15 protein-coding genes and 1 CRISPR repeat array are annotated in these 24,969 nt (G+C 54.7%); of the genes, 10 read left to right on the forward strand and 5 right to left on the reverse strand.

What is annotated here, in order from left to right; all coding sequences use genetic code 11:
* Positions 1–174 precede the first annotated feature (174 nt).
* Together SH410x_RS09375 and SH410x_RS09380 are read left to right on the forward strand one after the other, a co-directional pair.
* On the forward strand, positions 175–3,171 hold the full coding sequence (locus SH410x_RS09375; RefSeq protein WP_473676246.1) for an RHS repeat-associated core domain-containing protein: 2,997 nt from the start codon (positions 175–177) through the stop codon (positions 3,169–3,171).
* 1,184 nt (positions 3,172–4,355) lie between these two features.
* Complete coding sequence (locus SH410x_RS09380; protein ID WP_473676247.1) at positions 4,356–5,492, forward strand: CRISPR-associated endonuclease Cas3''; 1,137 nt, start codon at positions 4,356–4,358, stop codon at positions 5,490–5,492.
* Positions 5,493–5,742: 250 nt separating this feature from the next.
* Here SH410x_RS09380 and SH410x_RS09385 read toward each other — a convergent pair whose 3' ends face one another.
* The 4 genes from SH410x_RS09385 to SH410x_RS09400 all read right to left on the reverse strand — a co-directional run bounded on the left by SH410x_RS09385 (position 5,743) and on the right by SH410x_RS09400 (position 9,003).
* Positions 5,743–6,063 carry a hypothetical protein gene (locus tag SH410x_RS09385; RefSeq protein WP_473670643.1) on the reverse strand — a complete coding sequence of 107 codons (321 nt, stop codon included), beginning with the start codon at positions 6,061–6,063 and terminating at the stop codon, positions 5,743–5,745.
* A gap of 46 nt (positions 6,064–6,109) precedes the next feature.
* On the reverse strand, positions 6,110–6,913 hold the full coding sequence (locus SH410x_RS09390; RefSeq protein WP_473670642.1) for an AAA family ATPase: 804 nt from the start codon (positions 6,911–6,913) through the stop codon (positions 6,110–6,112).
* Between the two features lie 60 nt (positions 6,914–6,973).
* Positions 6,974–8,191: a DDE-type integrase/transposase/recombinase gene (locus SH410x_RS09395; RefSeq protein ID WP_473670640.1), complete on the reverse strand. Its 1,218-nt coding sequence runs from the start codon at positions 8,189–8,191 to the stop codon at positions 6,974–6,976.
* 248 nt (positions 8,192–8,439) lie between these two features.
* Positions 8,440–9,003 (reverse strand): hypothetical protein, encoded by a 564-nt coding sequence (locus SH410x_RS09400; RefSeq protein ID WP_473670638.1) that lies wholly within the window; start codon positions 9,001–9,003, stop codon positions 8,440–8,442.
* 355 nt (positions 9,004–9,358) lie between these two features.
* On the opposite strand from SH410x_RS09400, the gene cas3 reads away from it, so the two are divergent.
* The 8 genes from cas3 to cas2 all read left to right on the forward strand — a co-directional run bounded on the left by cas3 (position 9,359) and on the right by cas2 (position 17,151).
* Positions 9,359–10,585, forward strand: a complete 1,227-nt coding sequence (gene cas3, locus SH410x_RS09405; RefSeq protein ID WP_473676248.1) for a CRISPR-associated helicase Cas3' — start codon at positions 9,359–9,361, stop codon at positions 10,583–10,585.
* A 202-nt stretch (positions 10,586–10,787) separates the two neighbouring features.
* The gene (locus tag SH410x_RS09410; protein ID WP_473676249.1) at positions 10,788–11,288 is read left to right on the forward strand and encodes a LuxR C-terminal-related transcriptional regulator; all 501 of its coding nucleotides are present in this window, start codon (positions 10,788–10,790) and stop codon (positions 11,286–11,288) included.
* The gene (gene cas6, locus SH410x_RS09415) at positions 11,275–11,883 is read left to right on the forward strand and encodes a type I-MYXAN CRISPR-associated protein Cas6/Cmx6 (protein WP_473676250.1); all 609 of its coding nucleotides are present in this window, start codon (positions 11,275–11,277) and stop codon (positions 11,881–11,883) included. Before SH410x_RS09410 ends, cas6 begins: the two co-directional genes overlap by 14 nt.
* Complete coding sequence (gene cas8a1 / locus SH410x_RS09420; protein WP_473676251.1) at positions 11,867–13,519, forward strand: type I-MYXAN CRISPR-associated Cas8a1/Cmx1; 1,653 nt, start codon at positions 11,867–11,869, stop codon at positions 13,517–13,519. Before cas6 ends, cas8a1 begins: the two co-directional genes overlap by 17 nt.
* Before the next feature lie 51 nt (positions 13,520–13,570).
* Positions 13,571–14,479, forward strand: coding sequence for a type I-B CRISPR-associated protein Cas7/Cst2/DevR (cas7i, locus tag SH410x_RS09425; protein ID WP_473676252.1), 909 nt, complete (start codon positions 13,571–13,573; stop codon positions 14,477–14,479).
* Positions 14,449–15,144, forward strand: coding sequence for a type I-MYXAN CRISPR-associated protein Cas5/Cmx5/DevS (cas5, locus tag SH410x_RS09430; protein ID WP_473676253.1), 696 nt, complete (start codon positions 14,449–14,451; stop codon positions 15,142–15,144). The genes cas7i and cas5 overlap by 31 nt, the downstream gene beginning before the upstream one ends.
* On the forward strand, positions 15,141–16,826 hold the full coding sequence (gene cas1, locus SH410x_RS09435; protein WP_473676254.1) for a type I-MYXAN CRISPR-associated endonuclease Cas1: 1,686 nt from the start codon (positions 15,141–15,143) through the stop codon (positions 16,824–16,826). The genes cas5 and cas1 overlap by 4 nt, the downstream gene beginning before the upstream one ends.
* A gap of 25 nt (positions 16,827–16,851) precedes the next feature.
* Positions 16,852–17,151 carry a CRISPR-associated endonuclease Cas2 gene (gene cas2, locus SH410x_RS09440; protein ID WP_473676255.1) on the forward strand — a complete coding sequence of 100 codons (300 nt, stop codon included), beginning with the start codon at positions 16,852–16,854 and terminating at the stop codon, positions 17,149–17,151.
* A gap of 290 nt (positions 17,152–17,441) precedes the next feature.
* Positions 17,442–22,030: a CRISPR direct-repeat array (repeat unit 36 nt; unit sequence GTGATCGATCCGTTTACGCCGTCAGGCGTTGAGCAC).
* A gap of 1,883 nt (positions 22,031–23,913) precedes the next feature.
* Here cas2 and holA read toward each other — a convergent pair.
* A complete protein-coding gene (gene holA / locus SH410x_RS09445) occupies positions 23,914–24,963 on the reverse strand; it encodes a DNA polymerase III subunit delta (protein WP_473676256.1) in 1,050 nt (349 codons plus the stop codon).
* Between the last annotated feature and the right edge of the window lie 6 nt (positions 24,964–24,969).

The following is a 24,969-nucleotide window of genomic DNA, read 5'->3' on the forward strand; positions in this document are numbered from 1 at the left end:
AGCCCGCCGGATTGAAAAAATCATTGGACACTTCAGAGATGCCTGAGAAAACCTTCCACTCACGACCACGAGCGTTTAAGGTGGATGGAAATCACGAACATCACATCAATACAATTGTCACGACATATAGATCCATCGCAGCAGAGATGTCAGTGAGCTTGACAGGACAGTCCGTTGACTGAGCACGATGCATCGCTTCGGATCATCAGACACTACTCGTTCATGGCCGTAGGCCGTGAACGGTTACCACATCCGACGTCGCAAGAAATCGCGGAGACAACTTACTCCTACGATGCGAGTGGTCGACTGTTGGTCGAAACGGATCCGATTGGAGGCCAGAACATTGCGACTTTCGACCGATCCGGAAATCCGGTGAGTGTCGAAAATTCATTGCACGAAGTTAGGACAACCGAATACTCATCGACCGGGAGACTTAATTCTTCCACGAACTCAGATGGAGTTGCAACAGGCCTGACTTACGACGCGGTGGGCCGTACGACTTCCCTGAGTTACGCAGATGGGAGTGCTTACCATTATGAATACGATGCACTTGGTCGTCTGATTGGTTTGATGGAGCTGTTACCTGACGATAGTACACGTAGGCTCTGGACGAGGACTTACGACTCGGTCGGCCGGATACTCAGTCAAACCGATTTTGGCGAGGGGACAACGACCTATCAGTACGATCCTCTAGGAAGGCGAGTGGCGATAATTGATCCGTACGGAAACAAACTGTCGTTCGAGTTTGACGCGGAAAACAGGGTAACAAAACAGACGACTCCGCTCGGGAAGTCGACCGAATTTACCTACGATGCAAGCGGGAACCTGATTCAAAAGTCATTCGCCGATGGGAGTCAAGTCACAATGACCCTTGATAGTAGCGGACGGCCAATCCAAGCGATCGATGAGCTTGGAGTGATGACGCGGTACGGCTACGACCCTGCCGGAAATCTAACGCGGGTGGTTGAGCCAAATGGAATCGTTACTAAATACGAATATACCCAAGCTGATCGCCTCGCCTCCATCACAGATGCAGGCGGGAATGTTACTGAATTTAGATATGATGCGGCGGGGAACCGAACATTGGTCATGTATCCCGATGGCAATTCAGAGGCCACCGAATACGATTCGGAGTCGAGGCTCGTACGTTTCATTAACGAAGCAGGCGAATCAACCGTATACGTCAGGGATAACCTAGGCATCACTAACGAAGTCAGGTACTTCGATGGTGCGACGCAAAATTTCACGTATGATGACCGTGGCCGCCTGCGCGAGCAGCGGGATGCGAATGGAACAACAACTTTTCAATACAGCCCAGCAGGCGAGCTAGCCTCTCGAACCGATTCGCTCGGGAATCGCGTTGACTACACCTACACCGCAACCGGGCAGGTTGCGAGTGTCATAGCGGATGGTTATGAAATCGCTTACGACTATGACCTCCTCGGTCGGATTATTGCCATGAGCGACCAAGACGGTTTGACGACGCGCTACGAGTACGACGCGGACGGCAATTTTATCACGACGCAGTTTCCCAACGGTATAACCGAGCGTCGTGAGTATGACCTTCGAAATCGGCTCGTCGAGATTGTCCAGTCAAAGGCGGACGAGACGCTTGCCTCCTATCGCTACGATCTTGACGCACTTGGGAGGATCGTCGGTGTCACGGAACTGGACGGAACATATACCTCTTTTGCCTACAGCGAACGTCGTGAATTGGTTGAGGAGCGTACCGTAGCTTCCAATGGAGATATCGTACTTTGGCAGACCTACGACTACGATAAGCTCGGGAATCGCGTGCGAAAGAGTGATCTCGTCGAAAACGTCACAGAAATCAGTACATTTGATGTTCGCGGTCGCCTTCTTTCACGGTCAGATGGTGCTGAGCAAATTGACTATGAATACGACGCGTCCGGGCGAGTGGTCAAAGAGACAGCCTCGGGTGGTCGAACTGTCGAAACTAGTTGGAATAGTTATGGCCGTATGCAGAAAGTAAGTATTACCGACGGCAGCACAAGTTTTGAGATTACCTACGTCTTTGATATTGATGGGAATTTGATCTCGCGAAGCGAAAATGGTTCCGTTGAAACCATTGTCTACGATACTAACAAGGAGCACGACACTGTCTTGCTGCAATATGATCATGACGGAATCGTCTCGAACCACTATGGATTTGCAAACAGCATTGGGTTTATTGCTGGCCCGACTGAGTCTCACCACCTCCTGTCTGACGGCCAGGGAAATGTACGGATGCGCACTGATCAGACAGGGAATGTCGTTGCGACACACTCATACGATGCATACGGGGTGCTGCTCGAACCCCAGGTCGAAAATTCCCTTGAACTGCAATTTAACGAGGAGTTGCGGGATACCGTCCTTGCGATCGATTTCCTTCGGGCCAGAGTATACGTACCGTCGACAGGCACATTCAATAGCCAGGATCCCTTTGAAGGCTTGACAGCTACTCCAATTTCTCAGAACGCATATGCGTTTGTCGGCAACGACCCCGTCAACGTTGACGATCCAAGTGGTGAGTACAACCTGTTGGGAGTTGTAGTTGCCGCGGGGTTAGTCACCACTATTGCGACTGTGGCAGTATTTTACGTCGTAGAAGCTCGTGCTCAGGCGGTCGTGGATGCACAATTGACGCCTTCAGCCACGGCGGCATTTGAGGTGGCCGTGAGACTGTCGGCGAATATTCTCGATGGTGGTCACTACGAGGGCTTTGTCCCTCGTAGAAGTCGGGTGGGTCACTTTATCCGTGCTCACCAAGAAATATGGGCCGAAATTGCTGCTGCAGCAAATCCTGGGACTATCGAATTCGGTTCATTTGTCAATGCCAGTTCTACCTACAGCGGTCTAACTGCGGCCCAGGTTGGAACAAACGAAAACCCGCCTCTGGCCATTGAAAAGTCAGCGAATAGTGACAAGAACTACGGACTGCTAGTAAGCAGCAGCTTTCGATCCATCGATCCCGCGCAAGCTGAGACACTAGAGAATGTCAACGCGTCGGCTGATAAGGTTGGCCTGGTGGTCACAGCCTTTGCAAAGGCAATCGGCTATGACGAATATCCCAAATCGGGAGTACTCGAATTCCAAGAAATCAGCGGTGCGACGAGAATTAAGGTTTCCAAATTGAATGAATTTGGGAAGCACGCGGCGAAAGCCTTTTGATACGGCGAGATCAGGCTCCATAGGGGTGCATCCGGCCCCATAAGCGATTCCTCGCTCGACTCATGTCAAGCATCGCAAAGGGCCATATCACTTTCTCAAGCAGCTTGATTTCACCCACCCGAAGGGAGTCCCTCGTTTTGACGCTTGTGGTAGTTTCCCTGGAGATGCGAGGTGCGTGATTTCTCGAAGGGCGCGGTGTGAGATCTTTGATCCCGATGAGGTGGTAGGGATGCTCACGACGGGCGGAGCCGTCGGTCGACAATGGATGGCAACGGGTTTTTGTCACCGGTGATCACAGACGAGCAGTCCGAGTGGGTGGGACTGTGTGCGAGTGAATTCGGGAAACGCGGTAGCGACCAAGGCTTCTTGGCAGGTTCTTCTCGGAATTGAGTGGCAGGGGTGCCGGATGTTGGATTTTTCAGGCATTGACTCCTGCGTCCCATGAGCAAAAAAGGAAGTCCCCGACGGGAGCATTCCCGTCGAGGACTTTTCGCACCATTGGCGCGTTATCGACCGAGATATCCCTTTGCAGGTTGCGTCCACGCCATTCGTGCCCGCGTCCGTATTTCCCGGCACAATTCAGTGTGTCGCCTAACCTTTCGCGAGGCAAAGAAATCATTGGACGCAGGAGTCAATGCCTTGAAAATCCACCACGCTGTGTAGCCACCCAGCAATCAAATCGCGATTTCAGTGCCACTCAATTCCGAGAAGAACCGAATAAGACAACGGAAGGGTGTAGTCCCACCGACGCGCGGTTTCGTGGCGTTTTTGTTCTTTTGACATTCTCGCAACGACGATACAAATGGGTCAAACCCCACCAAAGCGGCAGTCGTAAATGAGCTGAAGGATGATGAAGCCATTGGTAACCCGGGTGGACGCCACCAGAGCTCGGATGACGCGTCAAGAACTCGGCAATTGGGAAGAGGCTGAGACCTTCTACTCAGACAACAACAGTCACAGCTCAAACTTGAGGCTTGGACACGGACCTGCAAAGTGTTGGCCCCGCCTGAGTCTCTGAATTGGACTCGTACTGATGCCGTCTGGTGGGCGGTTCTCCATCGACTTGCCTTTTCCGCTCCGCCCAGGTTTCTGATGAGGGTGACCAAACGTGTCACTTGCATCGCTAAAGTGTGCATTCTTCAATGGTATGCGTTAGTATAGCGAAACACTTCCTTTGGTGACCGATGAAAACCTCTTTAGCCGATGACAGACCGATGCCGAATGTTTTGCTTGCCAAGAGTGTTGAGAACTTCACGCATTCGAATTCGCAACACGCCAAGCTGCAACAGCACCTTGCGGACGTCTTCGACTCCGCACGCAGCCTGGTCAACAAGAGTGGTTTCGATCAATTGAGTGCGTTTGGCCTGGAGCCTTGCCAGTGGCAAGAGCGTTTTCGTCAAACCGTACTTTTATCAGCCGCAATCCACGATTTAGGAAAAGCCAACGATCATTTTCAACGCATGATCGCGGGGGAATTGCTGCATCAGCCCATCCGCCACGAATGGATTTCGGTTTGGCTGGCCGAACAACCCGCTGTGAAAGCTTGGCTGCTGCCTGCGGTCAATGATTGCGAGCGATGCTGGCACGTCGCCATGGCGGCTATCGCAGGGCATCATCCGAAGCATGAGAGGAGTTCTCCGCCGGCTGAAGATTTCAAAAGTGAATCTATTGACGTGTTCGTTGATCATCATGACTTTCATTTGTGTTTACGACAAATTCAATCGCAGTTTTTTCTTGCCGAACCCCCTTTGCTGGTTCCGTCGATTGTTCACGGTGGCGCACGAGATCATGATCGACCGAAGCTCTTCTGTGCGATGACCCAGCGTCTATCCGATTACCATTTCAGAGAATTCGACTCGGATGTATGCTGGAGGCGTTTTTGTGCGTGTGTGAAAGCATGCCTTGTCGCCAGCGACGTCGCAGGATCGGCATTGTGGGAACACCTCGACACGGAATCAGAGCGACAAATCTGGATCGCTGAAACACTGAACCGACGCCCCTCGCCAGGGCAACTCGAATCCATTGCAATCAATCGCCTGGACGGTCATCCACCGCGAGAGTTCCAAACAGAAATCGCTGGTTCCGATGCAAGCGTCACGCTTGTCGAGGCAGGATGTGGCAGCGGCAAAACCGTTGCTGCTTACATGTGGGCTGGCCAGCAACATCCCGGGCGACGTCTTTGGTTTTGCTATCCGACAACTGGCACTGCTACGGCAGGCTTTCAAAGCTATCTATTGGAAGCGGAAACAAATGACTCATCTAGGTGTTACCGACCGAATTGCGGTCGCACTTTTTGCCGAATTGTGACTGTAGGGATTTGAAGCCCGAAATGGTCCTTTTGCCGAATTGTTGAGAATTCTGGAGAGCGTGTTTCGGGGCTGTGCGATAGGAGCGACCGAGTCGAGGCTCGAACCTGTTGTGCTCGAACCTGTTGTGCTCGAACCTGTTGTGCTCGGAGCCGTGTGTGCTCGGAGCCGTGTGTGCTCAGCGCATTAAAAAAGTGCGATCGCTTGGGCAAAGCGGTCGCACTGATTGAAAGAGCTTTGGCTGGGGGCCGATGCGATTGACTGATTAGGCCGAAGACTTTCTTTGGCCGAGGTCGCTTTGGTATTGCACAAGCCAGTTGCTCAGGATGTCGACCGCCGGCAAGAAGTCGTGGCCCTGCGTCATCATCAGATCGATGTTGTTGTAGTTCTGGCCGCAGCTAAAACAATGAGCGAGATTGTTCTTCGGGTTCACGGTCGCTCGAAGTTCTTTGCACGATGGGCATTGGAAACGGAAGTAGCCGTCGCTTTGTTTCGCTATCGGACCGTGCTGGCCGAGCCGAACGATCGTCAGTTTCATCGGTAGATCGTTGCGGATCGCGCGGAGTAAGTCGTTCGTCATCTTCATAACAGAAGCCTGGAGTTAGAGGGAGGGGAGGGAGCATTTTTGGGTCTTAAAAATCTGTTAGGTCGACTTCGTTTTGCCAGTGCGGTTGAAGCAACACGCGATTGACCAAGTCGATATCGATCGTCGTTCCAGCGGCGGCTCGGACCGCTTCGAGCATCGACGCTAAGCACAGGTTGCGGCACTTGCGCAACACTCCATCGGCAGAGCGGATAATCAACTCCGTTGCTCCAGCAGTGAACGTGCTGTGCGCTAGACCGATCGAATCGAGTTCACGTTCGATAAACGCGCGCATCACATCGTCGTGCAACCGCTTGGTGATCACCGAATACGTCACCCGGCTTTTCAAATCCAGGTTGACCGCCAAGTCCAGATCGGCGAGCAACTCCGGCTGGCCGACCAGAATCAGGTTGTGATTCTTCGGGAAATCTTCCAAGAGGAGTCGTAGTCGGCGAAGGTTATCCATCGCCATCAGATGGGCATCGTCGATCACCGTGACGAGCATCTTGCCACTGCGATTGAGGCTGAAGGCTTGCTGGATCAGCTTGCGTTCGCACTTGAACGCCGAGCTTTCAAACTCAATCCGAAACGCTTCACAGAGGATTTTTACTGTATTGGTATAGGTGTGCAGTGTGCGTGCAACCGTGGCGACCAAGTACTCTTTCTCGGGAAGTCGTTTGAGCGATTCTTTGATCACGGATTTGCCGGTGCCGGGTCTGCCGACGACCAGACATAGGCCGCCTTGTTGGCTGTGGACTCGGAGCGTGTCATGGATTTCCTGCTGATGTTGTAGTAGTTGGATGTCGCGTAGCGCGAAGGGATTTTCGGACAAGCCGAAGTAAGAACGGATCATGGTGAGGTGGACTTTTGGAAAAAGAAGGAGTTGGATCACGGTGGATTGGCTGCCGGGCATTTATGAGTCTTTATGGCGTTTCATGCCGTTGGCGACGGCATCGAGCAACCGGGCCTTGCCGATGCGTCGATCGTTTTCGTAGACGACGACCACACCTTGGTGATGTCGCTCATGCCGCAGCGTGACCTTCTTGCCACGCAAGTCGATCGGAGTTTCGTAACGCTCGCCTTGGAAGCTGAACGTGTTGTCCTTTTTGACACTGCGAGTCGCCTCGGCGTAGAACAACTCGTCGGTATCCTCCGATGGCGAGAGAAATCGGATCCGAGAAAGATCCACACCAAAGCGATCAATCGGCTTCATACCGAGGGTCGTGTGTACAGTGGCGTTGTAGTCGTGTTCGACCCAGTGAGTGAACTGTTTGTTGAGAGCGTCGATCGAGGAGAGGTCGAGTTTGCGGATTAGAAATTGATCACGCACGCGACGAAAGAAGCGTTCGATTTTCCCTTTCGCGGCGGCGTCTCGAACGGCGGTGTGACGAAGGATGCAGCCCACGCGGGCGCAGATCAGCGTGATCTCTTGGCTGCAGTAGATCGAGCCGTTGTCAACGTATAGCTGTTCGGGCAAGCCTCGTTTGTAGAAGGCCGAGCGAAGCGCCTTGATCATCGAATCGGTGTTCTCTTCGAAGAAGAATTCGCCATGACAGAGCACACGACTGGCGTCATCGATCAGGCCAATCAGCTTGGCTTGCCGGCCACCGATGTGCGGTCCGAACATGGTATCGGCCTGCCAAAGTTGGTTGGCGTACTGCATGCTGAAGGCGAGTCGGCGTCGATTTTCGCCTGGATCGTCCTTGAGTAATTCGTACTCACGGACGAAGCGGCAGAACGTGGTCAGAGCGATCTGGCTAGCGTGCAGGAGTCCCTTTTCAATGCAGAACCGATAGACGGCTGACTTGGTGGGCGTCCTCTTGTGCCCCGTTTTCGCAGATACAAAGTGCGGCAGCGCGGTGTTGATCGCTTCGAGAACTTCTTCGGGCGTGACCTTGCGTGGCTTGCCTTTGTCGGCTCGCGGTGAAGCATTCATGCCGGTGATGCCGTCGTTTTTGTAGCGGTAGTACCACGTTTGGATGGTCCGCCAGGTGAACTGGTGTGGGTCTCCTTGGTCGTCCAGGAACGTCATCGCCGCGACGTTGTGGATTCTCTCGTGACGTGTTTTTCCGGGGGCGACTTCGATCGCTCCGAGGACTTTCATTTTGACGTAGATCGATGGTCGTTTCATGGACCGCTCCGCTGGTTTTTGACTTTTGATTGAACGAAATCGATTCATGAAATCGATTCGCAGGCGAGTCTAAGTGCGGTCGGCGGTGGATCTATCGTCGGGTTGTGTTGTCGAGCAGAAAAAAGAATTTCGCAAGCGTGAGCTACGATGGCAAATCGACCATCCGAGGCAGACGATGCTGGCCAGGATCGACAGGTTGCCGTGTGATCACGGACCGAATCGGCCTGCTGAGGTGCGGCCGCAGCGTGTCAGATGAAGAAGGTCTGCAGTGTGAGCTGGAAGGCGGCGATGGGATTGAGCGTGTGGCCAGCGAAGGCTTTGATCAGATGAGCGAGTGTGCTCTCAGCGGGCGTGTTGCTGGGCTGTGAGCTATCGATTTTTGGCGGCAGGCACATGGTCGACAGTGCGGTCCGAATCGCGGATTGTGCATCTTGCAATCGTTTCCAAATTCGATAGGGTGCCGAATCGCTCATGCTGCTATTGAGCTTTTTGAATGCCTTGCGTTTGTTGCCGGTCGCGGCGGCCTGGTTGAGGAATGCCCAGAGTTGCTCTGCACTGAGAAAGAGTCGTTTGACTTTGTCAGCAATCCACACGCTGAAGGTGCGTCCACATCCGGCGGCTTGATTTCGGTTGCTACAGAAGACCCTTCGTGCCCGGATAGATTTGTGGCGGAAGTTGTTCTCGTCGTATCCGCGCAAGGACCCATGGCGATTGAGCGCACCGACTTTCTTGCAGTGGGGGCACTGGGTGAGCTTGAGCTCCAGCAGGAACTCATCACGTTCTGCTTGAGAGCGGAAGATTCTGGCTCGCACGGGCGCTGGCTTTTGAACTTGAAGTAGAAAAGTCCAGCAGGATAGTTGGTCGAGTCAGGGATTCGAATGATCGCGAACCGACTGCCTGAAAAGTGAGTCGGGGGGCGAGGGGAGAGGCGGGGTACGATTTAGTTGAAGGGGGCGGGTTGCGAGGCGCGGGGGGCAAGGCTCTGGTCTGCGGGCGGCGGGCTGCTGCCTACCGAATTACCGGTGTAAGAACAGTCCGTGACTACGACAACAATTCGGCAGGAAAAGACCGTAAAATGCGATCAGAGCGAGGTCGGTAACATCTAGGCAATCAGCCGTTGATGGAGCGGATCTGTTCCATAGCCGCCAGCAATACGACAAGCTTCAGATGCTGGGAACGCGAGAGCAGGACAAGGACATAGATGATGAATCAGTTCGCGTCGAATCCCTCAAGGCCTGGGACACAAAAATAGTTGCTTGCACCGTTGATTCGCTGCTCCTGATTTTGCAGAACCAACGACGCGGCCTGTATTCCTGGCCTGCAATTTCGCAGTCCGCGATCGTGTTTGACGAAGTACATTCCTACGACGATGTCTTGTTCGGGAATCTGCTGACCTTCCTTCGTGAGCTGCCTGGCATTCCAGTGCTCTTGATGACAGCAAGTCTACCAATTTCTCGACGGGAGGCCATTGAAAAAATTGCTAAACGATCGAAGCGGAGCTATCGCTGTGTCGCTGGACCAAGTGACTTGGAGCAATTGCCTCGATACATTCGCCACGAGCAAGAAACATCGTTGACTCGCGATGATGCGCTGGAGTTGTTACGCGACGAATTCGATTCGGGTGGACGCGTTCTCTGGATCAGCAACACAGTTGAACGAACGCGAAAGCTCGGCATGGAATTGGCCGATTGCAACGTGAGCGTATACCACAGCCGATTCATTTACAAAGATAGAGTTGACCGACACAACGAAGTGTCAGCAATATTCGATTCGCAACATGCTGGATGTGCAGCAACCAGTCAAGTAGCCGAAATGTCACTTGATCTGAAGCATGCCACCTTGCTGATCACCGAACTCGCTCCGATTCCCGCACTGATCCAAAGACTCGGTCGACTTAACCGAGCAATCCACCCTGGGCAGCCCGCAGACAAACGTCCGCCTCGACCATTCGTCGTGCTCGAACCCGTACGTGACGACGGTGAGTTTTCATCAGCACCATACGAGGAGAATGAGCTCGAACTGGCGAGGGTATGGCTGAGTAGTCTGGGATCAGAACCGATCTCACAGTCGCAACTGGTTGACGCATGGCGAGCCATTGACAAACCGCGCAAGATTAAAGCCGAAACAAGCGGATGGCTCGGTGGTGGAATGGAAACTCCTGTCGACACAATCCGCAGTGCGAGCTACGGCGTTACCGTGATCCGCGAACCCAATTTGCGGGAGGCAAAACGAGATCGCTCGGTTGTCGCATACACGCTGCCAATGAACTACCCCGTCTCAGACAACTGGAAACTTCCACGTGTCCGATTCGGAGGCTTCCCCGTCGCATCCGAGACCGCAATCGATTATTGCTCCAAAACAGGTGCAGTCTGGAGTACGTTTGTGATCTTTTAATCGCCAAAGGCGTTATCGAATTTTCGATTCTCTCGAAACTTGGCAACCGAAGTGTAGGTGCTCAACGCTGGACTGCGGTGCTATTTCCCAAATAGTACGCTTTGGATCCGAATCAGGCAATACTACAATTCGTTTACCAAGTCTCAGAATTAGCGTGAATCTTTTTTCAGGAAATGCCTCTGTAAAGGTATAGGAGAAAAACATGACTAACGAAACCATCACAGTTTCCGAGGCGTTTGAATGTGTGTTGAATGTCGTTGACGGGTTCGATCAGAAACTCGCCGTAGCAGGTGATTCTTGCGCGGAATACGCATTGGTACGTTGCCAGTCTCTAATCTGCGCAGAGCGATTGGCGGCCCTAACGAGTCCGCGTGCATATCTTGCCAGGTCCGCCCGGCGGGTTTGCATTCGATACTTTCGCCGCAAACGCAAGATCAAACTTGTCTTGCAGCCGAATGGAACCGCAGACAACACGATAAACATCGAACAGGATCCATGCCAAATCGTTTGGGACGCGTTAGCTTCCCTTCACGATGAACTTACTGATCGCGAGCGAATATGTGCGGAAAGTCTTGCGATGGGTGTTTCCAAGAAACGAATCGCCGAACGCCTGGGCGTCAGTTCGTCGTCCGTGAGCAAGCTAACGAAACAGGTCCAACTAAAAATCAAACAAAGGATCACAGACGGTAATGCAATCTATTGAACTCTCGTTTCCCGCTATGGGGCAAACTCCCATCCCGGCGGATCATGGCTATGCGTTGTTGGGAGCGGTCACCCAGTTGGTACCGTCAGTTCACGGTGGCATTGGGTTTGCGTTGGCTCCCATCGATGGTCGCCAAGTTGGCGGGCGACAGATGGCGTTGACGCGGTCAAGCCGCCTCGTGGTTCGCACTACTGTGGATCGTGTCGGCGAGTTTCTTCCGCTCGCTGGTAAACAAATCACGCTTGTGGGGCGTTCCATCACTCTCGGCGTTCCCACAGTGCAGCAGCTCGTACCCGCTTCACGATTGCGTGCAAGGTTGGTGACGATCAAAGGATTTTTCGAGCCGAAAAATTTCACGCTGGCTGTGCAGCGGCAGCTCGACAAACTCGAAATCATAGACGCTGGGATAAGTGTGGGTCGGCAACGAACCATTCGTGTCAAACAAAACGAAATCCTCGGATTTGAGACGACGTTATCCAACCTCGACGATACGTCTTCTCTTAAATTACTCACCGAAGGCATCGGTGGTCGGCGGCACATGGGGTGTGGCGTATTCGTTCCTTGCCAGGAGATCAGTGATGGCCAAGACAGCTAAAGCGGAAGCAACAGCTCCAAATTGTTTGGAAGTGAGTCTGTTTAATCCGGAGATGGATCTGTTGCTCCGAGCCGGGATCGGTGGATTGGCAACGACACTGCGGTGGATCGAACGTTCGATTCAGGGTGGGCAGTACGACGAAGATGAAATTCCCGAGCCCTGGATCAATGAAAAAGTTCCGTGGGAATTGAGTTCGGATAAAATCGTATTTCGATTCGCTGACCCAGAAAACGTAGGCGACGTTTTCAAACCGATTTTCCAAATTGCCTTTGGATTGAACGAGCGGACCATCGACCTTCCAACGACTTACATCGGTAAGCAACGAACAGCGGTACGAATCAACCTTCAACGTGGCTTGATGCTGACATTCTTGCAGCACGGAAAAACGCGTACTGGAGAAAAAAGAGATTCAGAACTCAACTTGGAGATCGACGGGAAACCATTTCAGTTCAGCACACGATGCCTTGACTGGTACAAGCATCAAGACGGTTACAAAGATTTAGTCGATAGAAAGACGGGAGCACTTTCGCAAAAGAACGCCGAGCTTCCTGGGACACTCTATCCCGGTGCTGCGGTGCGACACAATGGATTCGCGGGACAAACGAAGTACGAGGGCAGCGTGGCTCAACTACTAGCTGCGTATTTTGCACCGATAGGAACGTTGGCTTTGCCAATTAATCGAGGATCTGCCGTATTGCTTGTGCCCGACGTTCAAGACTTGCTGTTATTCGCGGATAACCGACGTAACATCACTCCGCTTACCTACCGCGATTGTCTCATTGGAGGTAGCGGGGACGCCGTCTTGCAACTCTATGCTCGGATGCGCGTCGATGATACTCAACAGAGACTGGCGGTGGCGTCCGTTACCGCATTCGTGTTCAGACCAACCGCGTGGGCCAGCCAACAAAAATCTCGTGTCGCTGCTGAGCGAATCGAACCGCTGGACGCTCGGCGACTCGAGATTTTTCGTTGCGCCGAAGACTGCTTTGCACCTCGGAAAGCATCTCGAAAAGTCGTCGAGAAAACGGGCAAAGGTAAAACGGCCGAAACGACTGAGCGTGAAGAATACTTTTGGAGCGATAGTATCGTGCGGCCATTGATCGCCGATAATTTGGCTCATCGTCGTGATTGGTTCACTGGATTTACAAAACTGTTTGGCGCCCGCGATCCGGCAAATGGTAAACCTTTTCGTGATCGCTTGCCTTTCGAAAGAACAGGATTGATAAAGATGATCAAAGCAGACGTCTGGGACAAGCCTGGACAGATTGCGCTCATTGGTGCCGTGCATCACGCACTTCGTGGACGCTACGGACAAATTGCCAGCGAAACCGCAAATCAAAAAGCCGCGATGCAGAACCGGTTTCGCGGTGAGTACGATCGCTGGCGTTTAGCGTTCTCGGGTGCAAAAACAGCCGACCAGTTTCGTCACTCGATTTGCGATCTGTTCAGTCGCGTGCCAGCCAATAAAGAACTGCAAGCGAACTGGACCGACATACTGCCGTGGCTAAACGAATCAGGCTGGCAGCATGCACGTGATCTTGCGCTGCTCGCATTGGCGAGCTACCAGGGCAAGGGGGACAAGGAACTCGACGCCGCAGCTGAATCTCTCAACGAGAAAAATTCGCCGTCTGCCTAAAGGCTAACTCAGTCACAAAATTTCAAATCAATCTTTCAAAGAAGCTATCTAATGACCATACACATTTTCGCCAATATCGTCACCGATTATGGAACTGCGGCGAACAACCGCGGTGAAACCGAAGGCAACACAACGACACTTCAAAAACTGATTTGGAAAGGCGCTGTTCACACCACCGTCAGCGCGGAAGCGATCCGTTTTGAAACAAGAAAACACCTCGCCGAGCTGGAGTCCAGAGGGACCAACCGAACTTGGAATGAGGACACACGAACCAACGACTGGCAGAAACCTGGATTCGATGGTTGGGCCAAAAAAGGAGGTGACACGTTCATCGACGATGATCTGCTCGGTTACATGTCGGCGGAAGCCGCCAAGGAAGAGGGGCAAGCTGGCTCGGCGAAGGTTCGACGCGCCGTTTTGGAGGTCACTCGCGCGGTCAGCCTGACGCCATGGCCAGGCGATACGACCTTTAACGCTGCTTCGCCTGGCGCGACGCCTTCCGCTGCTAAAAAGGGCAACAATCCAGTCCCGTATGGAGCTGAAATTCACGCAACTCGCTATCAATACGGGATCGCAATGACGCCCGACCGCTTACGAGAACGCAATCGCGCCGCCAAGGCGATTCAAGCCATCGCCAACCTACGAACCGTTGCTGGAAACCACGGTCGATTCTTATTCGACTTCTCTCCTGCGGCCGTTGTATTTCGCGTAACCGAAGATCCCGCACCGCGTTTGCTTTATTGCTTTGGAACTCCCGATGCTGGACGTACACTTTCTGCAGACGAACTCGTACGTCGTGTGCGGTCGGGCGACATTGACGCAAGTGAGCTGATTGTGGGTGGTGAATTGGCGACGACCGATTCAGGCAAAGCCCTTAAGGAACTTGGGGTCGATTTGAAAGACGGTATCAAAGCAGCCACGCAAGCCGTTTGCGAACGCATCACAGCGGTGTTGGCATGATTGGGCTGTACGTAACCGTGCCGATCGCATCGTTTCGTCGCGGTGCGGCTCGTGAGTACTGGGAAACGCTTCCCTTGCCATCGCCGTCGACGGTTTACGGCTTCTTGCTATCGATGGTTGGCGAAGTTTGTCGAGAACGTCATGTCGGTGCACGCTGTACAGCGGGAGTGATCGGTCGTCCCTACGAAAGCACCGTACTGCGGAAACTATGGCGGATTAAAGATAAGAAACTCGGCTTGGGAAACGGTGCCAACGTGCGACCAGACTACCAGGAACTGTTGTCTGATGTTCGCCTAGTAATTTGGCTGGACTCTAGCGAGGAAGAACAGTCACGCGAAGAAACGTTGGAGCAACGTGTGGCCGCGTCCTTAACATCTGATGGTCGTCATCGCATCTCGCGATTCGGCGGTTTGAGCTTAGGGGAAAGTACCCATATGGTGAACGAAATATTGCCTATCGAGCGTGTGCCTGAGATGGTGGACGAGTCCGTGCGTCTGTTCTTGCTAGAAAAAAGTGGCAACTTCACGCTGCCAGTTTGGGTTGATCACGTAGGTTCGTCCGGTACGCGGAACGCATTGGGGCGATTGATCGAAGCTGGATTCGACCCGCCCGAACGCTCACGCCTACCTCAAATCCTGAAAGCCAGAGTACTTGCAACGAAATGAGCGATCCATCTGAAGCGACCAACTCGCATTTCTACCCCGACGAGCCGCCGATTCGGGTGATGGCGCTGCATGCACTTTTGTATTGCGAGCGGTTGTTTTATTTGGAGGAAGTCGAAGAGCTGAGGGAGGCGGACGATCGTGTTTATGCCGGTCGGCGGCTGCACGAAGAACGCGTCCCGAAACTCGATGACGATACTCGCGAACTCCGATCTTTCGAAGTCTCTTCCGATGAACTGGGGTTGTTCGGGAAGATTGATGCAGCCCGTGTCCGTGACCGTGGCTGGGTCGCTTACGAACATAAAAAAGGTCGCTGCAAACGAGCGGCTGATAAAACGCCGATGGCTTGGCCGAGCGATCGACTGCAGGTCGCCGCCTATGCGATGCTACTCGAAGATCAACAGGGGAAACCGGTCTTGGAAGGACGCGTTCGCTACCATCAGGACAACGTCACGGTGCGGATCGAGATCGACGAAGCGCTGCGCGGCGAAGTACTCGCGTCGATCGAGTTGGCGAGAAGACTGCGGCGGAGCAACGATCGACCGCCAGTGACGGATAACGAAAAACGGTGTCGTCGATGCAGTTTGCGTGTCATCTGTTTGCCCGAGGAAGAGCGTCTGGCAACGAATAGTGATGACGGCCATTCACCAGCTACGCTGTTTCCTTCGCGGCGAGACAAGCGAACCTTGCACGTCACGACGGTTCCTGCGACAGTCAAACGAAGCAGTCGACAACTGGTGATCGAGACGGATGAAGGCAAGCGAAAGGTTCCGATCGAGCAGGTCGACGCCGTCATACTTTATGGCGGGGCGCAGATCACGTCCCAAGCCATCCAGACTTGCGCTTACGAAGGTGTCGCCGTCCAGTGGGTCACCGCTGGCGGGCGAGTCATCGGCATGATCGAAACTCCAGCAAGAATTCGGCAGCGCATCCGTCAATTCAAAGCCCTCACCGATGCGGAAACTTGCCTCCAATTGGCAAAGTTAACAACGGTTGCCAAAATCCAGTTCCAACTGCAATATCTGCTTCGGGGTACACGCGGTAGTGAGTTGGCGCGAACAAACGCTGCGAAAAACATCGATATGATGCGCCTCGCAGTCTCGCGGGCTGAGAAATCCGCGTCGCTGGACTCGTTGCGTGGCGAGGAGGGGATTGCTGCGAAGCATTACTTCGGTTCGTTCAATGAACTGTTGAGTGATCGCGTTCCTGAATCGTTGCGAATGAACGGACGAACCAAGCATCCGCCTCGGGACCGGCTGAACTGTTTGCTCTCATTCGGGTATGGGATGATTTTCGCGCTTGTTCAACGAACGATTCTTTCGGTCGGGATGGAACCTGCATTCGGTTACTTTCATCAACCGCGTACGACGGCTCCACCATTGGTACTCGACGTGATGGAGCTATTTCGAACGCTGGTATGGGAAATGCCGCTGGTGGGCAGCCTGAACCGTGGTCAGTGGGATGCAGACGCCGATTTCGAACTGCGGCCAGGCCATGTCTGGTTGTCCGATGCAGGACGAAAGAAGGCCATCACGCTCTTTGAAAGCAGGCTTACCGAGTCCTACCGACACCCTCACACCGAACAATCTTTAGAATACGGGCGCATGGTGGAGCTGGAAGTACGGCTATTGGAGAAAGAATGGACCGGGGCACCTGGCTCATTTGCAAAACTTCGCATTCGTTAAAGCTCTCGAACTGAAACGGACCGTCATGGCCGGCCAACCTCACTGGAATCTTATCGCATACGACGTTCGCGACGCCAAGCGGTTGCGTCGAGTCGCCAAGACGCTCGAGGGGTACGGTGAACGGGTACAGTTCAGCCTGTTTCGGGTCCGGCTGACCAGAGATGCGCTTGAGAAATTGCGATGGGAACTGGCTGAGATGATGGCACCCGAAGACGATTTGCTAGTGATTCCACTGTGTGAGGGGTGTGCGAGCAAAGTCGCCGAACACTCGCGTGGTGATCGCGGAGACTGGGCAGACCCGCCGCCCAGTTTCGAAATTCTTTAAAAACCGGCTCTGAACGGGCAAAAATCCATTGCATGGATGTCTCCGTGGCGGAACGACCACAGCTACAATAGACGCTTGCTCTTTGGTAATTTGGTCGTTTAGCGTAGTTAAAACGATACGATGACTCGTCTTTGGTGCATGAATCGTCAATTCACTGCAAAAATCGTTGGAAAAATGCAAAGCTTGTTCAAATGGAGGACCATGAATCGGGTGGACGTAATTTCCATTGCGATTGCCCATGAAAACGCCACCGTTAATATGTTGCCAACAAATAGTTTACAGCGAGTGCTGTGATCGATCCGTTTACGCCGTCAGGCGTTGAGCACAACGAAGGAACTCAAACAGGCAAGGGAGCTTGGCATGTGATCGATCCGTTTACGCCGTCAGGCGTTGAGCACACTATTGCTGCTGCGTTGTCGGTCAACCAGACCGGTTGTGATCGATCCGTTTACGCCGTCAGGCGTTGAGCACCTGGACATCATGCGAGACTTTGGCGATAAGACCAGTGATCGATCCGTTTACGCCGTCAGGCGTTGAGCACCAGTAATGGTATCGGTTGGCCTGCTGAACCTCGGCGGTGATCGATCCGTTTACGCCGTCAGGCGTTGAGCACCGATTGCCGAGCAGAAGCCGACGATCAAGCTAGAGGTGATCGATCCGTTTACGCCGTCAGGCGTTGAGCACATCCGCTGGTGTTTCTTGATAAGGACAGCGACGAGTGATCGATCCGTTTACGCCGTCAGGCGTTGAGCACGTGAAGACCCGGAGGCGTGCGAGAGTGTCACCCTGTGTGATCGATCCGTTTACGCCGTCAGGCGTTGAGCACCGATACGACGGCGGTATCCTCCGCACGCCCGATGGGGTGATCGATCCGTTTACGCCGTCAGGCGTTGAGCACGTTTCGGCGAGGGGGGCGTCGATGCGGATCTCGAGGAGTGATCGATCCGTTTACGCCGTCAGGCGTTGAGCACATTGGCACGAGCTCCTTAATCAATGCGACGATCAATGTGATCGATCCGTTTACGCCGTCAGGCGTTGAGCACTAATTCTCAAGGTCATTTCTGAGTAGCATTTTTGCCGTGATCGATCCGTTTACGCCGTCAGGCGTTGAGCACTCGATCGTGTGTGGATGGCCGGTCTTGTTCTGCAGGTGATCGATCCGTTTACGCCGTCAGGCGTTGAGCACGCATTAGGACCGAGCATCAGCGCACCTCCCACACGAGTGATCGATCCGTTTACGCCGTCAGGCGTTGAGCACGAAGTTCCTGCAGGAGGGCGACGTCCTCAACGGATGCGTGATCGATCCGTTTACGCCGTCAGGCGTTGAGCACCTCTACCACGCCTGCGAACTGGGCGAGTCACTGGGGTGATCGATCCGTTTACGCCGTCAGGCGTTGAGCACTTCGCTCCCACGGGTCGAGCTGCACGCTCGAAGCGTGATCGATCCGTTTACGCCGTCAGGCGTTGAGCACATCTTGGTCCCGTTCACCAGAGTCGTCGAGCCAAGGTGATCGATCCGTTTACGCCGTCAGGCGTTGAGCACCGATGCAACACGGTTCTGCCAGAGTGGCCTGAGATGTGATCGATCCGTTTACGCCGTCAGGCGTTGAGCACTTATCGCATATTTGTTGATCGCCGCCAGCGTTGTCGTGATCGATCCGTTTACGCCGTCAGGCGTTGAGCACAAATGCCCTACAGCAAATGCTCCGATGAGGATCAAGTGATCGATCCGTTTACGCCGTCAGGCGTTGAGCACAATCGTTCATGATCTTTATTTGCTCCAGCGTCTGTGTGATCGATCCGTTTACGCCGTCAGGCGTTGAGCACTGAGTGACGGAACCGACGGCCGGCCTCGGCGGTGTGATCGATCCGTTTACGCCGTCAGGCGTTGAGCACGTTCTCCTCATCGTCATGGTGTGGAAAATACCGCGTGATCGATCCGTTTACGCCGTCAGGCGTTGAGCACTGAATTTACAGGGACGCGTGATCCTGGCCGCGCTGAGTGATCGATCCGTTTACGCCGTCAGGCGTTGAGCACTATTCGTGTCGATGTCCACCCGTCGCGCCGCCGTCGGTGATCGATCCGTTTACGCCGTCAGGCGTTGAGCACATTGCAAGGTTGTCAATCAGACAAACACCAACGTGTGATCGATCCGTTTACGCCGTCAGGCGTTGAGCACTTGGAGGCGTTGTTGAGGGCGGACACAAGTCCCAAAGTGATCGATCCGTTTACGCCGTCAGGCGTTGAGCACCGGCCCACGCGGCCGTCACCCAAGCATGGAGCGACTGTGATCGATCCGTTTACGCCGTCAGGCGTTGAGCACGTCTCGATACCGCCAGCGTGCAGCAGTTCGACCAGTGATCGATCCGTTTACGCCGTCAGGCGTTGAGCACCAGAGTTGGTTAAGCAAACTGCAAGCACGGGGCAAGTGATCGATCCGTTTACGCCGTCAGGCGTTGAGCACAGGACAAACTGCGGGGCACCGACCACGTTGAGGGGTGATCGATCCGTTTACGCCGTCAGGCGTTGAGCACTACTCGCGAGCAGAATCGAAGCTGCCTGAATGTGGGTGATCGATCCGTTTACGCCGTCAGGCGTTGAGCACTTCTGGATCAGTTTCGCGGGTTCAGTGACAAACGGTGATCGATCCGTTTACGCCGTCAGGCGTTGAGCACTTGGCCAATTCGCCGACCTGGTTGCCGGTAGCGGGTGATCGATCCGTTTACGCCGTCAGGCGTTGAGCACACATTCGCCGTAATGGTGACGGCTCCGGCCGTCGTGTGATCGATCCGTTTACGCCGTCAGGCGTTGAGCACCACCTTCCTTGAGGAACTTGTTGAAGGTCGCTTCGGTGATCGATCCGTTTACGCCGTCAGGCGTTGAGCACATTGCGGCTTCCTCAAGATCGCTGATGCGGGCCCGGTGATCGATCCGTTTACGCCGTCAGGCGTTGAGCACCGTTTGACCATCAACAGGCTGACGTCGGCAACACTGTGATCGATCCGTTTACGCCGTCAGGCGTTGAGCACTTGTTCGTGACAATCCCCTGAGTGACTGAAGACGGTGATCGATCCGTTTACGCCGTCAGGCGTTGAGCACTTGTCCGGTCGGATTCGCGAAACCGCAACATGATAAGTGATCGATCCGTTTACGCCGTCAGGCGTTGAGCACTCTGAATCCAGGATCGACTTCGCGTAACGCTGGAGTGATCGATCCGTTTACGCCGTCAGGCGTTGAGCACAACTGGAGGTGACGTATCGGGTGAACGGACGCAAGTGATCGATCCGTTTACGCCGTCAGGCGTTGAGCACTTCATCCCTTTGACGATTGTCGACTTGCCACGACTAGTGATCGATCCGTTTACGCCGTCAGGCGTTGAGCACAAGAACTCATCGAACGAGCCAGCGTCCGGGACGTGCTGTGATCGATCCGTTTACGCCGTCAGGCGTTGAGCACATTCCACACGGTTGCCGCGTGTCTTCCATCACCACGTGATCGATCCGTTTACGCCGTCAGGCGTTGAGCACCGTCCGCTGGAACTCCGCGTCACTCACCACAAACGTGATCGATCCGTTTACGCCGTCAGGCGTTGAGCACTTTCGGCACACTGCCACCCATTCAAGAATCATTGCGTGATCGATCCGTTTACGCCGTCAGGCGTTGAGCACCTTCCGCTCCAGTGATCGATCTGGTTCGCCTTCCAGTGATCGATCCGTTTACGCCGTCAGGCGTTGAGCACAATGCACAACAGTGCGACGGCTTCCACCACAAGAGGTGATCGATCCGTTTACGCCGTCAGGCGTTGAGCACCACCGTGCAACGGGCCAAGACGCCTGCCGGGAATGTGATCGATCCGTTTACGCCGTCAGGCGTTGAGCACTCCGTCAGGAATGCATTCTGGACGCTCTCAAGCACGTGATCGATCCGTTTACGCCGTCAGGCGTTGAGCACTTATTTCCGCCGATTGCGGCGCACGCTACCGTGCAAGTGATCGATCCGTTTACGCCGTCAGGCGTTGAGCACGACACTACGGCGGTTGCCGAGTCCACGACGAAGCGTGATCGATCCGTTTACGCCGTCAGGCGTTGAGCACGATCCCATTACGCGAATGCTTGACGAACGATCCGATTGTGATCGATCCGTTTACGCCGTCAGGCGTTGAGCACTGACGCTCTGACACGATTGAGTCCTCTGCCCCCTCGTGATCGATCCGTTTACGCCGTCAGGCGTTGAGCACTGGCTCACTGGTGATGGGTCGATGAACCACATGCTGTGATCGATCCGTTTACGCCGTCAGGCGTTGAGCACGAATACACTGAACCACTTAGCGAAGACTATCGCCCGGTGATCGATCCGTTTACGCCGTCAGGCGTTGAGCACCGACTTGTACAGTCGCGAGCGTTGATCACGCCGCCAGTGATCGATCCGTTTACGCCGTCAGGCGTTGAGCACTAGCTGAACTGTTAAGGATCGAGTTGGACGACATGTGATCGATCCGTTTACGCCGTCAGGCGTTGAGCACTATGAAGCGATGGGCATCAACAACAAATAGCCCCGGTGATCGATCCGTTTACGCCGTCAGGCGTTGAGCACATGGAGGTGCATGATGAGCACCAACGATACAACGCGTGATCGATCCGTTTACGCCGTCAGGCGTTGAGCACTATTGTTGTTTTTGCTGTTTGCTTTCCGTTCCCCCTGTGATCGATCCGTTTACGCCGTCAGGCGTTGAGCACGCAACCGGTGGTTCGCCTACTTCACGTGACGCCAGTGATCGATCCGTTTACGCCGTCAGGCGTTGAGCACTTCGGCAGCGCCCATCGATAAACGCATCCCAGTCAAGTGATCGATCCGTTTACGCCGTCAGGCGTTGGGAGAAGACAAATGGGTCAAGCCCGAATGCCGCGTGTTTAAGCGTAAGTCCTTCACGCCGCTGACCTTCGGGCGACGTGGCGTGGTCGCTTCATCGTTGGGTACGGCTTCGGTCTTCTTTTAATTTCACGTGGATGAATTGTCGGTTTCCGATCGCCTATCGGGTGATCGGTGATCGACTGCAGTAGCGTTTCTTCGAGAGCATCAATGCGTGGGTTTTCAATTTGCAACTTGTCCGCAAATGCGATCAGAGCGAGGTTGGTAACAGTTGTTCGGCAGTGGACGTAGGCCGGTTCTACCGGCCATATGCGCTGGTTTTGGGTTTGGAGTGGTCGATGAGGCTGAGGTGCGAGGCGGTTGTTCGGCAGGGTCCGGCAGTGGACGTAGGGCCGGTTCTACCGGCCATATGCGCTGGTTTTGGGTTTGGAGTGGTCGATGAGGCCGAGGTGCGAGGTGATTGTTCGGTGGGGCCGGCAGTGGACGTAGGGCCGGTTCTACCGGCCATATGCGCTGGTTTTGGGTTTGGAGTGGTCGATGAGGCTGAGGTGCGAAGTGGTTGTTCGGTAGGGTCCGGCAGTGGACGTAGGGCCGGTTCTACCGGCCATATGCGTTGGTTTTGGGTTTGGGGTGGTCGATGAGGCTGAGGTGCGAGGCGGTTGTTCGGCAGTGGACGTAGGGCCGGTTCTACCGGCCATATGCGCTGGTTTTGGGTTTGGAGTGGTCGATGAGGCCGAGGTGCGAGGCGGTTGTTCGGTAGGGTCCGGCAGTGGACGGCCGGTAGAACCGGCCCTACGTGCTATCGATGGAATTGCCGTCGCGTTTTTTGCCCAATGGTTGAGCACGACGGGCCGGTTCCACCTCCCATATGCGTTGGTTTTGGGTTTGGGGTGAGCGATGAGGCTGAGGTGCGAGGTGGTTGTTCGGTAGGGTCCGGCAGTGGACGGCCGGTGGAACCGGCCCTACGTGTTATCGATCAAATTGCCATGGCGTGTTTTGCCGAATGGTTGAGCGTGTAGGGCCGGTTCTACCGGCCATATGCGCTGGTTTTCGGTTTGGGCGATCGATGAGGCTGAGGTGTGAGGTGGTTGTTCGGTAGGGATCCGGCAGTGGACGGCCGGTAGAACCGGCCCTACGTGTTATCGATGGAATTTTGCCGTCGCGTGTTTTGCCGCATGGTTGAGCACGACGGGCCGGTTCTACCGGCCATATGCGTTGGTTTTGGGTTTGGAGTGGGCGATGAGGCTGAGGTGTGAGGCGGTTGTTCGGCAGGGTCCGGCAGTGGACGACGGGCCGGTTCTACCGGCCATCTGCGCTGGTTTTGGGTTTGGAGTGGTCGATGAGGCCGAGGTGCGAGGCGGTTGTTCGGTAGTGGACGTAGGGCCGGTTCTACCGGCCATATGCGTTGGTTTTCGGTTTGGGGTGGTCGATGAGGTTGAGGTGCGAGGTGGTTGTTCGGTGGGGCCGGCAGTGGACGTAGGGCCGGTTCTACCGGCCATCTGCGTTGGTTTTGGGTTTGGGGTGAGCGATGAGGCTGAGGTGTGAGGCGGTTGTTCGGTAGGGATCCGGCAGTGGACGGCCGGTAGAACCGGCCCGACGCCCTGGTCATCGCGAACGTGTGGATCTATTTTCAGTCCGTATGCCGGCGATATCTAGTGTGTTGCGCCACCTTGGCGGCCCAAGTCCGTGAGGTGCTGCACGACCCCGCCGTCCTCCCCACTTTCGGGATCGTTGCAGGGCTCATGTTACGGTTGGCGTACAAGCAGTGGCAGCGGGCCGAGTTTGCATGTTTGTGGGCGGGGATGCGTATCTCGGCCGCCGAGTTGTTCGACTTTGGTGCCGTGCTTGATAGCCGCTCGGGACAATGGTCCCAAGCTACGGGGGCAACTGCGTCAGGTCGTCCGGGCCAGGCGGAGGACGAGTTGTTCGAGCATGAAACGGTCACGGCCGTCGGCGCTGTGGGTGCCCTTGAGCCGCAGGTCGGCATCGAGCAGCCAGCCCAGGAGTTGGAGAGCACGCGGCCGGCCCATTGTTTTGAGCTGTTTTTTGGCGGATTGAATCTCGCTGGGGCGGCGAATTCCGGCACTGGCCAATATGTCTTCAAACTGCCAAGGCCGGCCGCTGCGTTCACGCTGCTCGATCAGGGTCGTCGCCATGCCGAGACGCCGTAGCGACCAGGAAATCTGTGGCAATAATGCAATTGCTTTCTGGCCACCGGTGAACAAATTGTCGAGCTGCCGGAGGGCTTCGGCAGCATCCCCGCTGGCGATCGCATCGGTAATTTGCCAGACCGTTTTCCCCTGCCAGCCCGCCACGATATCACGAACCAAAGGCTCGTCGATCTTGCCACCGACGTCGACGTAGAGTGCCAGTTTCGCGATTTCCGTGTCAAGCATGCCGGTTTCGTCTCCGAGCATTTCGACAAGTGCATCGGCAGCGCCTACCGCCAACTTCACCTGATGCCGGGCGGCAATATGTCCCGTCAAAAACTTGCGCCGCGTCGCCGCAGTGACACCTTGCTTGGTATCGGTGGCATTTCCACAAGCAACGAGTAGGTGATTTTTATCTGCCGCTTTATACAGACGCGTGTTGCTCGCCAGAGAATCCAGTTCGAGCACAAAGCGGGTGCTGTCACCGGGCGCGGCTACGTATTTTTCGAGTTCCGTTCGATGCGCGGAAACAAACTTGTCCGCCGATCGCACGACGATCGTGCGTTTGTCACCGGCGTCAAAGTCGAACAGAGATGCGGTCGCGAGGTCATCGCGTAGATCCGACCAGCGCGTGGTATCACCGTCAAACTGCGTCCAATCCCCATCGCCAACGAGCGTTTCGATCGCCCAGCGGCGAAGCGTCGCATCGTTGCCAAAGATAACGGCCAGGGCATCCCCGGCCGTTGTCGGCGTCGTGCCGGCAACGTATTCGAAGGCGTGTTGTTTTGGCATCCGTTC

It is taken from the genome of Rhodopirellula sp. SH410 (genome assembly GCF_055811895.1).

What these genes read in the sequence shown, in the direction of transcription:
- SH410x_RS09380 (WP_473676247.1), top strand. Translation starts at nt 4,356, where the DNA reads ATGAAAACCTCTTTAGCCGATGACAGACCGATGCCGAATGTTTTGCTT.
- SH410x_RS09385 (WP_473670643.1), bottom strand. Translation starts at nt 6,063, where the DNA reads ATGAAGATGACGAACGACTTACTCCGCGCGATCCGCAACGATCTACCG.
- SH410x_RS09390 (WP_473670642.1), bottom strand. Translation starts at nt 6,913, where the DNA reads ATGATCCGTTCTTACTTCGGCTTGTCCGAAAATCCCTTCGCGCTACGC.
- SH410x_RS09395 (WP_473670640.1), bottom strand. Translation starts at nt 8,191, where the DNA reads ATGAAACGACCATCGATCTACGTCAAAATGAAAGTCCTCGGAGCGATC.
- cas3 (WP_473676248.1), top strand. Translation starts at nt 9,359, where the DNA reads ATGCTGGGAACGCGAGAGCAGGACAAGGACATAGATGATGAATCAGTT.
- SH410x_RS09410 (WP_473676249.1), top strand. Translation starts at nt 10,788, where the DNA reads ATGACTAACGAAACCATCACAGTTTCCGAGGCGTTTGAATGTGTGTTG.
- cas6 (WP_473676250.1), top strand. Translation starts at nt 11,275, where the DNA reads ATGCAATCTATTGAACTCTCGTTTCCCGCTATGGGGCAAACTCCCATC.
- cas8a1 (WP_473676251.1), top strand. Translation starts at nt 11,867, where the DNA reads ATGGCCAAGACAGCTAAAGCGGAAGCAACAGCTCCAAATTGTTTGGAA.
- cas7i (WP_473676252.1), top strand. Translation starts at nt 13,571, where the DNA reads ATGACCATACACATTTTCGCCAATATCGTCACCGATTATGGAACTGCG.
- cas1 (WP_473676254.1), top strand. Translation starts at nt 15,141, where the DNA reads ATGAGCGATCCATCTGAAGCGACCAACTCGCATTTCTACCCCGACGAG.
- cas2 (WP_473676255.1), top strand. Translation starts at nt 16,852, where the DNA reads ATGGCCGGCCAACCTCACTGGAATCTTATCGCATACGACGTTCGCGAC.
- holA (WP_473676256.1), bottom strand. Translation starts at nt 24,963, where the DNA reads ATGCCAAAACAACACGCCTTCGAATACGTTGCCGGCACGACGCCGACA.